At 68.4% G+C, this 12018-nt stretch carries 16 protein-coding genes; 10 read left to right on the top strand and 6 right to left on the bottom strand.

Annotated features, from left to right (window positions below):
- Nucleotides 1-131: 131 nt before the first annotated feature.
- Both HQ325_RS11630 and HQ325_RS11625 read left to right on the top strand, forming a co-directional pair.
- Nucleotides 132-1040, top strand: coding sequence for a GNAT family N-acetyltransferase (locus HQ325_RS11630; RefSeq protein ID WP_222629648.1), 909 nt, complete (start codon nucleotides 132-134; stop codon nucleotides 1038-1040).
- Nucleotides 1027-1389, top strand: a complete 363-nt coding sequence (locus HQ325_RS11625) for a sterol carrier protein domain-containing protein (protein WP_222629646.1) — start codon at nucleotides 1027-1029, stop codon at nucleotides 1387-1389. Before HQ325_RS11630 ends, HQ325_RS11625 begins: the two co-directional genes overlap by 14 nt.
- A gap of 12 nt (nucleotides 1390-1401) precedes the next feature.
- Here the strand turns inward: HQ325_RS11625 and HQ325_RS11620 are convergent, their stop codons facing one another.
- A complete protein-coding gene (locus tag HQ325_RS11620) occupies nucleotides 1402-1797 on the bottom strand; it encodes an OsmC family protein (RefSeq protein WP_027506084.1) in 396 nt (131 codons plus the stop codon).
- A 43-nt stretch (nucleotides 1798-1840) separates the two neighbouring features.
- Nucleotides 1841-2656, bottom strand: a complete 816-nt coding sequence (locus tag HQ325_RS11615) for an alpha/beta fold hydrolase (RefSeq protein ID WP_222629644.1) — start codon at nucleotides 2654-2656, stop codon at nucleotides 1841-1843.
- Nucleotides 2657-2774: 118 nt separating this feature from the next.
- Between HQ325_RS11615 and HQ325_RS11610 the strand changes: the two genes are divergently transcribed.
- Entirely contained in the window at nucleotides 2775-3296 is a 522-nt protein-coding gene (locus HQ325_RS11610; RefSeq protein WP_222629642.1) for a DUF4190 domain-containing protein, read from the top strand.
- A gap of 48 nt (nucleotides 3297-3344) precedes the next feature.
- Entirely contained in the window at nucleotides 3345-3611 is a 267-nt protein-coding gene (locus HQ325_RS11605) for a hypothetical protein (protein WP_222629640.1), read from the top strand.
- Nucleotides 3612-3620: 9 nt separating this feature from the next.
- Here HQ325_RS11605 and HQ325_RS11600 read toward each other — a convergent pair whose 3' ends face one another.
- The gene (locus HQ325_RS11600; protein WP_027506082.1) at nucleotides 3621-4106 is read right to left on the bottom strand and encodes a ribonuclease H; all 486 of its coding nucleotides are present in this window, start codon (nucleotides 4104-4106) and stop codon (nucleotides 3621-3623) included.
- A gap of 136 nt (nucleotides 4107-4242) precedes the next feature.
- On the opposite strand from HQ325_RS11600, the gene HQ325_RS11595 reads away from it, so the two are divergent.
- From HQ325_RS11595 to HQ325_RS11570, 6 genes are all read left to right on the top strand, one after another.
- The gene (locus tag HQ325_RS11595) at nucleotides 4243-5274 is read left to right on the top strand and encodes an acryloyl-CoA reductase (protein WP_308014505.1); all 1032 of its coding nucleotides are present in this window, start codon (nucleotides 4243-4245) and stop codon (nucleotides 5272-5274) included.
- A 10-nt stretch (nucleotides 5275-5284) separates the two neighbouring features.
- Nucleotides 5285-6223 carry a DNA-3-methyladenine glycosylase gene (locus HQ325_RS11590; protein WP_222630964.1) on the top strand — a complete coding sequence of 313 codons (939 nt, stop codon included), beginning with the start codon at nucleotides 5285-5287 and terminating at the stop codon, nucleotides 6221-6223.
- Nucleotides 6224-6512: 289 nt separating this feature from the next.
- A complete protein-coding gene (locus HQ325_RS11585) occupies nucleotides 6513-7031 on the top strand; it encodes a VOC family protein (protein ID WP_222629634.1) in 519 nt (172 codons plus the stop codon).
- 61 nt (nucleotides 7032-7092) lie between these two features.
- On the top strand, nucleotides 7093-8040 hold the full coding sequence (locus HQ325_RS11580) for an aldo/keto reductase (protein ID WP_222629631.1): 948 nt from the start codon (nucleotides 7093-7095) through the stop codon (nucleotides 8038-8040).
- A 10-nt stretch (nucleotides 8041-8050) separates the two neighbouring features.
- Nucleotides 8051-8536 (top strand): DUF309 domain-containing protein, encoded by a 486-nt coding sequence (locus tag HQ325_RS11575; protein WP_222629627.1) that lies wholly within the window; start codon nucleotides 8051-8053, stop codon nucleotides 8534-8536.
- A 50-nt stretch (nucleotides 8537-8586) separates the two neighbouring features.
- Nucleotides 8587-9849, top strand: a complete 1263-nt coding sequence (locus HQ325_RS11570) for a multidrug effflux MFS transporter (protein ID WP_222629624.1) — start codon at nucleotides 8587-8589, stop codon at nucleotides 9847-9849.
- Between the two features lies 1 nt (nucleotide 9850).
- Here the strand turns inward: HQ325_RS11570 and HQ325_RS11565 are convergent, their stop codons facing one another.
- From HQ325_RS11565 to HQ325_RS11555, 3 genes are read right to left on the bottom strand one after another with little or no spacing between them, the layout of a single operon-like run.
- Complete coding sequence (locus HQ325_RS11565; protein WP_222629622.1) at nucleotides 9851-10615, bottom strand: deoxyribonuclease IV; 765 nt, start codon at nucleotides 10613-10615, stop codon at nucleotides 9851-9853.
- A gap of 9 nt (nucleotides 10616-10624) precedes the next feature.
- Entirely contained in the window at nucleotides 10625-10966 is a 342-nt protein-coding gene (locus tag HQ325_RS11560; protein WP_222630963.1) for a carboxymuconolactone decarboxylase family protein, read from the bottom strand.
- 41 nt (nucleotides 10967-11007) lie between these two features.
- Nucleotides 11008-11991, bottom strand: a complete 984-nt coding sequence (locus HQ325_RS11555; protein WP_222629619.1) for an NADPH:quinone oxidoreductase family protein — start codon at nucleotides 11989-11991, stop codon at nucleotides 11008-11010.
- Nucleotides 11992-12018 lie beyond the last annotated feature (27 nt).

Raw genomic sequence — 12018 nt, 5'->3', positions numbered from 1 at the left:
TGGCGGCGGTCGATGGTGTTCCCGCAGATGAGGGCGTTCGCTGGAGGCGTACATGTGCGGTCGCGTGCCCTGACGACACGCGACCGCACATGCGTTGGCACTCGATTCCGCTGATGCATACCGTGACGGACATGGAACTGGAGCTTCGAACTCACCACGCCCGGTCCACCTCGCTCGCCGACGAACCTGCGGCGGCGACGTGGATTCGAGCCGTCACATTCGGGTTCCACGAGCCCACCTACACCGACGAGGCGTTGGCACTGTGGCTACGCACCGTCGTCGCGATGTCCGTGCGTATGCGAGGAGTCCACGATCTCGACACGGCGGGACTGCGTGATCCGGACCAGCCCGTGGGCACCCTCGGTAGCTGGGACACGACCGTGAACATCGGCGGCTCGCTCCTGCCCGCCAACGCGATCAGCGACGTGACGACCAGAGCGTCACATCGGCGGCGCGGCATCCTGCGGAGGTTGATGACCGCAGACCTGACGGACGCCGCCGACCGGGGGCTGCCGCTGGCCGCTCTGACCGTCAGCGAGTCCGGGATCTACCGCCGGTTCGGCTTCGGCCCGGCCGTGCAGGCCAACGCCGTGAAGGTCCGGACCGACGCGTCGTTCGGCATCACATCGACGATCACGGGTCGGGTCGAGTTGGTCGACCGCGACGTCTACCTCGAGCATGTGGAGGCCCTCTTCGCCGTGTTCCACAGTCGCACCTCTGGTTCGGTGGCTCGTCACCCGTCAGGCTCGGACGCCCTGAGCGGTACCGACCTCCAGACCGGGAAATTGCAGCACACGTTCCGATACGCACTGCATCTCGACGACGACGGACAGTGTGACGGTGCGGTGGCGTGGAAGATCGAGGACGACAACGCCCTGGTGATCCGTGACCTGATCGTGCCGGATCCCGCAGTCGGAATCATGTTGTGGGACTTCCTCGGACGCCACGACCTCGTCACCACGGTCACACAGCGACGAGCGCGAGTGGACGATGCCCTACGCACTGCTCGAACCGGATGTCTACACGGTGGAAGGCCGTAGCGACTTCCTGTGGTTGCGAGTACTCGACGTCTCGGCTGTGCTCGAGGCTCGGACGTATTTCGTCGACGGCACGGTCACACTGGCTGTCACCGACGACATGGGCTTCGCCACCGGCACCTACCGGCTCACCGTCGTCCACGGCGAAGGCACCGTGCACCGAACATCGAATGTCGCAGAAGAGTTGGACTCAGACGTACTCCTGGACGTCGCCGCGCTGGGCTCCGTCCTGCTCGGCGGCGTGAGTGTGTCCACGGTGGCGGCGGCCGGGCATATTCGCGGTCCGGGCACCGCGGACCTCGCGGCTCTCATGGTGTGTCGTACAGCGCCTGCCCTGATCACGCCGTTCTGACGATTCACTTCGTCACTCGCTCAGCGTCACGTCCACACCCGTGACGGTCTTGAGGAACGGGCAGATCGAGCGGGCCTGCTCCAGCACGTCGCCCGGGTTGTCGACGCCCGGCAGTGTCACGCCGAGGCGGTAGGCCGCGTCGTAGCCCGCACCGTCGGCGGAGGACAGCGTCACCTGTCCCTCCACCGACGCGCCGTCGAGGGATCCCCCCGCGGTACCGACGGCGATGCGCAGCGATTCGAGCAGGCAGGAGCTCAGTGCAGCGGCCATCAGCTGCTCGGGGTTGGTGGCCCCACCCGGACCGCCGAGGTCGGAGGGCTCGTGGACATCGAGGGAGAGCACGTCGTCGCTCGAGGAGATCGATCCGTCGGTGGCGGTGACAGTGGCGGTGTACAGGTCTTGGCTCATGCCTGCCGGGTGTCCGCGAACTGCTGTCCGCAAACCATCGAGGTCACGAGTGCTCGGCGAGAAAGCCGAGCACCTCGTCCTCGAACTTGCGCGGCTCGTCGAGAAACAGTGCGTGACTGCTGTTCTCGAACACGACGGTGCGCGCGCCGGGAATCGTGTCACCCACGTACTGTGCCGCTTCCCACGGGAACGCCTTGTCGTGCTTGCCCACCATGACCAGCGACGGCAGATCGAGTGTCGGCAGCAGATCGCGCCAGTCGTGATGGGTGTGGTCCGCCATCACCGCGTTGCGCGCGTCCGAGGGCATCTTCGTCATCTCCGCGAGGAGGACCTCGACACGCTCGGCGGGGAGGTCGGTGGCGGTGATCTCGTCGAGCTGTTCGCGGTCGAAGTTCTCGCGGTCGTACGTCACACGGCCCTGCACCGCGGCCAGCGACGCGTCGTCGAAGATGCTGGTGTGCGCCAGAGTCCACTCGGGCGTCCGGTACTGCCGCGGAGTCTGCGCGACGTAGATCGCCTGCGCCAACAGGTCGTTGCCGAACAGTTCCTGGTAACTCCAGATCACCGGACAGCCCAGCGACCACCCCAGAACGGTGACGTCCGTCAGCTCCAAGCCCACGAGCAGATCGCGGAGGTCCTTGGCCAACCTCGACACCCGGTAACCGTGGCCCGGGTCCTCCGAATCACCGTGTGCGCGCATGTCGACGGTGATCACTCGGGCGTGCTCGGCGAGTCGATCGACACTGCCGTCGAAGAATCGGCCACTGAATCCCCACCCGTGCAGCATCACGAGCGGCCGCCCCGTTCCCTGATCGGTGTAGTGCAGGACTGTGCCGTCGCTGACGGGCCGGGTGCTCATACTGTGGAGATACCCCGCCGCGCACCTGCGGTAACGGTGCGATCACGCACACACACCGAGGGTGCTGTCCGGCGCTACAGTGCGAGACACCAGCCGAGTCGCCCGTCAGGAGAGACCAATGAGCGGTCCCACACCCGAGTACGGCCAGCAGCCCGAATATGGTCAGCAGCCCCCGTACGGCCAGCAGCCCGGCCCCGGAGGGCAGTACCCACCGCCGGGCGCATACGGCGGTGGGTACGGTCAGCCTCCGGTCAGCCCGAAGAACGGCGTGGGAATCGCAGCGCTCGTTCTCGGCATACTGTCCATCCTGTCCTTCTGGACCTTCGGGTTCGGCATCTTCCTCGGCATCATCGCCGTGGTGCTCGGTGTGCTCGGCCGCGGCCGGGTCAAGCGCCGCGAGGCCACGAACGGCGGTGTCGCCACGACAGGGTTGGTGCTCGGCGTGCTCGGCATCATCGGTGGAGCGGTGTTCATCGCCCTGACCGTGTGGGTGTTCAACGAGGTGGGCGTCGGGGATCTCGCCACCTGCCTCAACGATGCCGGCGGCGACGCGACTCGGGTGGAGCAATGCCAGCAGCAGTTCACCGACAATCTGGAGAATCAGTTCTCGGTGACCCTGACGCCCACCGCGACGCCGTGACGGTCACGGCAGGGTTGACCGTCCAGTGGATCGGGCACTCCGGTGTCCATGAGTGATTCCGTGAACGAGCCCGTCGACACCGCGTCCATCGACCCGCGCGAGGAATCCAAGGGCACGGGTGCGGACACCGCGCAGAGCCCGAACGAACGCGACGAGGCGGTACGCGAGTTCGACAACCATTCCGAGGCCGAGCCGGCGCCGACCCTCGATCGGAGCGAGGCGGCCGTGGACGAGGGAAAAGACCTGCCCGCTCCGAGTCCGCGCGACGTGACCCCCGGCGACAAGGACGAGAAGCAGACCGCTCGCCAGGAGTGAGTCGGTGCCCTAGAAGAGCGTGACCGGTTCCTGGGCACCGACCGGCTCGCACGGAGTCAGCGAACCGTCGCGTATCGCCCGCGCAGCGATTCCGGCCAGCTCGTCCGCCATCTCGTTGAATTGGTTGCCCACATGTCCGCGGACCCAGCGAAACCGCACCGGACCCTCGCGCTCGGTGATGGCGCGGTCGATCGCGCGGACCAGTTCCAGGTTGCGTACCGGACCGCCCGTGGACGTGCGCCAGCCCTTGCGCTTCCACCCGGCGAGCCACTCCGACGCGCACTTGATGGCGTACTGGCTGTCCGACTCGATGAGCATCGGCTCCGGCCCCGGATGTGCCGCCACTGCTTCGTACAGGGCCCTGAGCTCGGCGATCTGATTCGTGCCGGACGCCTCGCCGCCGGATGCGGACGGACCGGTGTGGTCGACCCACGCCCAGCCGATGGCTCCGCCGGGGTTCTTCAGACACGAACCGTCGGTACTCACGATGATCACTCTCGAGACAGTACGGCCGAGGACCGACAAATCCGTGGTCCCGCGCCGAGCGCGCACCCCGTCGGCGGCTCGGCATACTCTCGAACGCGGACCATCAGCCCAGAACTCGATCCGAACCGACACAGGGAGACGCCACGTGACCACGCCGACCCACGATCGATCCGCCACCGAGATCCCGGAGAACTTCCGCGCCCTGGTCGCTCGGCAGACCGACGACGGTGTGGATCTCACGTCCGAGACGGTCGACCTGTCGTTCCTGCCGGAGGGTGAGGTGGTCGTGCGCGTCGAGTACTCGGGCGCCAACTACAAGGACGCCCTGGCCGTCACCCCGAAGGGCGGAGTCGTGCGTGAGTACCCCATCGTTCCCGGCATCGACCTCGCCGGTGTGGTGGTCTCCTCGTCGTCCGACTCGGTCTCGATCGGCGACCGCGTCGTGGCACACGGCTACGAGATCGGTACCGGACGTCACGGCGGCTACGCCGAGTACGCGCGCGTTCCGGCCGAGTGGATCGTGCCGCTCGCGGACGGGCTGACGACGGCCGACGCTGCCACCATCGGTACCGCAGGCTTCACCGCCGCTCTGAGCGTGCAAGCCCTGCTGGCGCGCGGTCTCACCCCGTCCGACGGTCCGGTGCTGGTCACCGGCGCGAGCGGTGGGGTGGGCAGTGTCAGCGTGGACCTGTTGTCCCATGCCGGTTTCGAGGTGGTCGCCTCCACCGGCAAGGAGTCGGCGCACGATCTGCTCACCGCACTCGGCGCGTCCTCGATCATCGGCCGCCTCCCCGAGGACCCCGACGCGGCGCCGCGTCCTCTCGGCAAGGCACAGTGGGCCGCCGCCGTCGACTGCGTCGGCGGGAAGACCCTCGCTCACGTGCTGAGCACCACGAGGTACGGCGGAGCAGTGGCCGCCAGTGGGCTCACCGGGGGAGCCGGACTCTCGACCACCGTGTTGCCGTTCATTCTCCGCGGAGTGGCCCTGCTCGGCATCGACTCGGTGCAGCTGCCCATCGAGGCCCGCCGCACCCTGTGGAACCAGTTGGCCGGTTCCCTGCGCCCGAGTCGGCTCGCCGAGGTCACCACCGAGGTGACTCTCGACGAGGTGGCGGGAGTGCTCGACTCCCTGCGCGACGGGGCCACCACCGGTCGCACCCTCGTCCGTGTCGGCTAGCTCGTTCCCCGTGCTCGACCCCGGTCACACTCCTCGAGGCGCAGTGGAAACCACGCTGGCCTCGGATCGTCCACTTGCCCTTCGGTATTCGCTGTCACCACACCGCCGCGGCGCGGGCGATCCGGCTCATCGGGTGGAGGCCGACGGATCGATCTGGCGCACCTCACGATTCCGAACGGGACCGGTGACGTATCGCCTCCGCCAGGTCGATCGGTTCGAGGTGACCTGCGAGGCCTGGGGCGCCGGCTCCGCGGAGTTCCTCGACTCTCTTCCGGGACTCGTGGGCATGGAGGACGACGCCGACGGATTCGCACCCGAGCACCGCATCCTCGCGGAGGCTCATCGCCGGTTCCCGCATCTGCGCATCGGCCGCACCGGCCAGGTCATGGAGGCGCTGGTCCCGGCCGTTCTGGAGCAGAAGGTGCACGGAGTGGCCGCCTTCGCGGCATGGCGCTACCTGCTCTCGAAGTTCGGTGAGCCGGCACCGGGACCGGCGCCCGCGGGGATGCGTGTACCGCCGCCCGCCGAGGTGTGGCGACGGGTCCCGTCCTGGGAGTTCCACCGTGCGAACGTGGATCCGAAGCGCTCCAAGACGATCGTGCGCAGCGCCGCGCTGGCCGACAAGCTCGAACCGATCGTGTCCATGACGAGGGAGGATGCCGAGCGCCGGTTGCGCCACGTTCCCGGAATCGGCGTGTGGACCGCGGCCGAGGTGATGCAACGGGCATCGGGGGATGCGGACGCTCTGTCCGTCGGCGACTACCACCTGGCGTCGGTGATCGGATGGACGCTGACGGGGGCTCCGATGACGGACGACGAGATGCTCGAGTACCTGGCGCCGATCCGGCCGCACCGCTACCGGGCGGTGCGCCTGCTCGAGGTCAGCGGAACCGCCGTGCGCCCGAAGTTCGGTCCGCGCACCGTGGTCACCGACCACCGCCACCACTGACGGACGCTGCAAGGTGTGTGCACACAGGTACCCGTGAGCGCACACCATCTCCCGCACGCAGGAGCGGGTGTTCGGTTCACGCAGGCTGTGTTCACACAGCTCGCAGGGACAGTTCCCGGCCTGACGGACGCTGCAAGGCGTGTGCACACAGGCACCCGTGAGCGCACACCATCTCCCGCACGCAGAAGCGGGTGTTCGGTTCACGCAGGCTGTGTTCACACAGCTGCGGGAACACGTGGCGTAGACTTCAAGTTGAAGCTTCAAGTCAACCCGACCCGAAGGACATCCGATGGCCATCTCCCGCCTGAACCACGCCGTGCTCTATGTGCGCGACGCCCAGCGCAGCGCACGCTTCTACTCCGACGTGCTCGGTTTCCGCGTCGTCATGTCCATGGGCGATCGCGCCGTGTTCGTGCAGGCGCCGGACAGCACGAACGACCACGACCTCGGCCTGTTCTCCGTCGGCGACGCAGCGGGCGCGTCCCCGGCAGGCCGCAACACCGTCGGGCTCTACCACCTGGCCTGGGAGGTGCAGACGCTGTCCGACCTCGTCGACCTGCGGGAGAAGATGGCCACCGCGGGAGCGCTGGTCGGCGCATCCGATCACTCGACGTCCAAGAGTCTCTACGGCCAGGATCCCGACGGCATCGAGTTCGAGATCGCCTGGCTCGTTCCCGCGGACCGCATCGACGACGCGATCCTGCAGGGCCGTTCCACCATCGCTCCCCTGGACCTCGACGCGGAGATCGCTCGCTTCGGCGCAGACACCACGGGCGGCATCGGCGTCAGTTCGGCGGCGCTGTCCTGACGGACGCCTCTCACTCGGTGCCGGGCGGAAATAGCGACGGCTCACAGGTGTTGCACCGGACATGACTCGCATCGGAACCTCGGACCTGGACGTCTTCCCGCTCGCACTCGGTGCCAACACCTTCGGGTGGACGAGTGACGAGCAGGACTCGCACCGCATCATCGAGGCCTTCCTCGGAGCCGGTGGTTCGCTGATCGACACCGCGGACTCGTACTCCGCCTTCGCCCCCGGCAACTCGGGCGGCGAGTCGGAGACGGTGATCGGGAAGTGGTTCACTTCGGCGGGCCGCCGCGACGACGTCGTCCTGGCCACCAAGGTGAGCCAGCACCCGCAGTTCACGGGTCTGGCCGCGGGCACGGTCGCTGCCGCGGCCGACGCGTCGTTGCAGCGCCTGCAGACCGATCGCATCGACCTCTACTACGCACACTTCGACGACTCGGACACCCCGCTCGAGGAGACGGTGGCCGCCTTCGACGCACTCGTGAAGGCCGGCAAGGTGCGGTATGTCGGCATCTCCAACTACACGGCGGAGCGCGCGCGGCAGTGGATCGACATCGCACAGCGCGAGGGGTTCGACGCACCCGTGGCGCTGCAGCCGCACTACAACCTGGTGCATCGTCGCAGCTACGAGCCCGAGCTGATGGAGGTCGCCGAGAAGAACCAGCTGGGCGTCTTCCCGTACTTCGCGCTCGCCTCGGGCTTCCTGACGGGTAAGTACCGCACGCGCGACGACATCGAGGGCACACCCCGCGCGGCGATGACGTCCGGCTACTTCAGCGACGCCGGTCTCGACGTCGTCGGAGCGCTCGCCGACATCGCGGACGCTCACGGCTCCGCGATCCCGACCGTGGCGTTGGCGTGGCTGCTCTCCCGCAACGGCATCGTGGCGCCCATCGCCAGCGCGAGCCGTCTCGAGCAGCTCGCGTCCCTGACGGACGCCCCGGCGCTGTCGCTGACCGCCGACGAGCTCGACCGTCTGACCGCGTTGTCGGACAAGGTCGGCGAGTAGCGTCGTCTCGGTGGCCACGCCGAGACGAGAGCGCAACCCCGAGGGCCGGCCGCAGAACGGCCGGCCCCGCGACGGGCTCGGACGTCCCCTGCCCCGCGGGTCCGAGGGTGTCGAGCGCATACCCGACGACGTCCAGCTTCCGCCGGTCGAGTCCCTCGTCCGTGCCCAGCAACTCCTCGACGACGGTATGCCCTTCCACGCGCACGAGATTCTCGAAGGCACGTGGAAGATCAGTACGCCGACTGAGCGCGCCCTCTGGCAGGGCCTGGCCCAGCTCGCCGTCGGTCTCACCCACCTGTTGCGGGGTAATCGCGTGGGAGCCACGTCGCTGTTGACGCAGGGACGTGACCGTATCGGGACGTACGCCGAGGCACCACACGACATCGACATCGCAGGGCTGATGCGCTGGGCCGACCTTCTGGTGACTGCGCTGGACCGCGGGGAGTCCCCCGTTCCGACCGTCCCGCACCTCACGCATCGCCGACAGTTCACCTGACCGTCACACGGATCGGGAACACATCGCGGCTGCGCGGTGCTGCACCCCGGGTGACGACAGACTCCCGCACCACCACGGCGACTCCCGGCACGGCTGTCGGCAGCTCCGACCAGCCGGCCGCACCCTCCAGGCTTCGCACCATCCTGGTTCTCGGCGCCCTCGTCGCGCTGGGGCCGCTCACGATCGATGTCTACCTCCCGGCCCTGCCCGCGATCACCGAGGACCTCGGGTCGACTGATGCCGCGGTGCAGTTCACCCTCACCGGCACCCTCATCGGACTGGCCGTGGGACAGCTGGTGATCGGGCCGCTCTCGGACTCCCTGGGACGTCGACGGCCCCTCATCGCCGGCACGATGATCCACATCGTCGCGTCGCTGTTGTGCATGATCGCTCCGACCGTCGGCATCCTGGGCGTGACCCGAGCTCTGCAGGGCTTCGGCGCCGCCGCCGCCATGGTCATCGCGATCGCCATCGTCCGCGACCTCTTCGACGGCCGAGCCGCAGCCACCGTGATGTCACGGTTGGTCCTGGTCATGGGCGTCGCGCCGATCGTGGCACCCAGCCTCGGCAGCCTCGTCCTCATCCATGGGTCGTGGCGCGGCGTGTTCGCCGGGCTCGCCGTCGTGGGTGCCGCCCTCATGCTCGTGGCGATGTTCCTGCTGAAGGAGACTCTCCCCGAGGAACGCCGCCGGCCCAACGAGTTCCTGCCCGTTCTGCGGACCTACGGCTCGTTGCTCAGCGATCGTCGATTCGTGGTTCTCGTTCTCGTGGCGGGCCTCGGAATGTCGGCCCTGTTCGCGTACATCTCCGGCAGCTCGTTCGTGCTGCAGGACGGATACGGACTCGGCGAGCAGCAGTTCGCGCTGGTGTTCGGCATCGGTGCCGTCGCGTTGATCAGTGCGTCGCAACTCAACGTGCTGGCGCTGCAGCGCTTCACCCCGCAGCGGATCGTCACCGTGGCACTGGTCGCGATGGCCGCGTCCGGCGCCGCGCTCATCGTCACCACGACCACCGGATTCGGAGGCATCGTCGGTTTCATGGTGCCCGTGCTGTTCGTTCTGGCATCCGCCGGCTTCGTCATGCCCAACTCCCCGGCGCTCGCCCTGTCACGCCACGGTGAGGCCGCCGGCACCGCCGCCGCTCTGCTGGGTGCCGCGCAGTTCGGCATCGGTGCGCTCATCGCGCCCCTGGTGGGCGTCCTCGGCAACGACGGCCCGGCCATGGCCATCGCGATGACCGGTGGTGCGACCATCGCGCTACTCGCTCTCGCGAGCGTCCGGTCCGAGAAGCCGGTACCCGCCGACGCGGTCTGACTCAGAGCGAGCGGAGGTACGCGACGTCGTCCTTCATGCCGTCGGCGGGCGTCTCCAGCATCACCGGAGCGTCCGCCGCGGCGGCGACGGCGGCCAGCACCTCGGCCTCGATCTCGCCGCTCTCGAGATTGGCGTGACGGTCGCGAGCCGAATCGAATTCGTCGCGAGAGTTGTTCAGGTGCACCAGGTCGATGCGTCCGGTGATCGCCTCGACGCGCTCCACGGCGTCCACGAGGTCCTCGCCGCCGGCCCAGGCGTGGCACGTGTCGAGGCAGAACCCTGCTCCGAACTCCCCGACGGCGTCCCAGAGTCGAGAAATGGCGTCGAACCGCCGCGCCATCGCGAAGTCGCCGCCGGCGGTGTTCTCGATCCAGATCGGAACCGCGAATCCACCGGACTCGGCCTGCCGTTCGAACAGCTTGCGCCAGTTGGCCACTCCCTCGGCGGGATCCTCCCCGTCGCGAACGTGTCCACCGTGGACCACCAACCCGAGGGCACCGATCTCGGCGGCCACGTCGGCCTGCTGCGCGACGGCCTTGCGGGACGGGATGCGGATGCGGTTGTTCAGGCTCGCGACATTGATGACGTAGGACGAGTGGACGACGATGTCGACCGCACTGTCCCGGACCGCCTCCAACCCCGAACCGACAACGGGCTTGTTCCATTTCTGCGGGTCCGTGAGGAACAGTTGCACCAGGTCGACGTCGAGATCCTCGGCCTCGCCGAGCGGGTTCTCCGAGTTGCGGACGTGTGCACCGATACGCATGTCCCGACCTTACTCGAGCGGGCCCAGCTCCTCGTCGAGTACTCGCTGCACCACCCGCATCGCTGCGAGCGCCGCCGGCGCGCCGCAGTACCCACTGGCGTGGACCACGGACTCCACGATCTCCTCGCGGGTCAGACCGTTGGTGAGTGCGCCCCGGATGTGCCCGCCGAGCTCCTGCTCCGCCCGCAGCGCGATAAGCATCCCGATGTTCAGCAGGCTCCGACTCCGCCGATCGAGGCCCGGCCTGTTCCACACGGCGTCCCACACGTGCTCGGTGACGTGGCGCTGCAGCGCTTCGGAGTCGGTGCCCGCGCTGTTCTCGAGGGCCGCCGCGACGAAGGTCTCGCCCATCACCTCGCGGCGGACCGCGAGACCGTCCCGGTAGGCATCGCTCACTGCAGCGTCACCACGACTTTGCCTGTGGCGGTACGGTTCTCAAGAGATGCGATGGCCTCGCCGGCCTTGTCGAGCGGGTACACCACCGGCTCCGGCGCCACCAGCGCGCCCGAGGCGAACAGCGGCTCGAGCTCGGCCCACTGCGTCGTCGTGTAACCGGGCCGGCTCATCCACCACGCACCCCATCCGGCGCCGACGACCTCGACGTTGCTCAGCAGCAGTCGGTTGACCTTGACCGTCGGGATGTCGCCACCGGTGAAGCCGATGACCACGAGTCGACCCGCAGGCGCCAGCGATCGGATGCTGTCGGTGAAGCGATCCCCGCCGACGGGGTCGATGACGATGTCGACTCCGCGGCCACCGGTGAGTTCCTTGACCGTGTCCTTCCAGCCCTCGCCGTTCGGGCCCTGCAGCATCACCACATCGGTGGCGCCCGCGGCGCGAGCGACCTCGGCCTTGGCCTCGCTGCTCACCACCGCGATGGTGCGTGACGCTCCCAGTACCGGGGCGAGTCGCAGCGTCGATGTCCCGATGCCGCCGCCGGCGCCGTGGACCAGGACGGTCTCGCCCTCGGCCAGACGTCCGCGCTCGCGGAGGGCGAAGTGCACCGTCAGATCGTTGAACAGCAATCCCGCACCCGCCTCGAACGAGACCGCGTCGGGCAGCGCGAAGACGAGGTCGGGGGAGGCCACCGCCACCTCGGCCATACCGCCGCCGAATCCGGTCAGCGCCGCCACTCGGTCACCGGGCGCGAATCCCGAGCCCTCGGGCGCCGACCGCACGACACCGGCCACCTCGCTTCCGGGCACGAACGGCAAGTCCGGCTTGTACTGGTAGAGACCGCGGCTGAGCAGGGCGTCGGGGAAGGCCACACCGGCAGCCCGCACGTCGATCACCACGCCGTCGCCGGTGGGCTCGTCGAGATCGGTGAGGGTGAGGGCTTCGGGGCCTTCGAGGGTGGTCACCTGCACTGCGCGCACGGACTGTCCTTTCGCCGGTCGACGGTC

Origin of the sequence: Rhodococcus sp. BP-349 (assembly GCF_019835845.1) — a bacterium.
Classification (GTDB): domain Bacteria; phylum Actinomycetota; class Actinomycetes; order Mycobacteriales; family Mycobacteriaceae; genus Rhodococcoides.
This window is presented reverse-complemented; position numbering and strand designations above follow the sequence as displayed.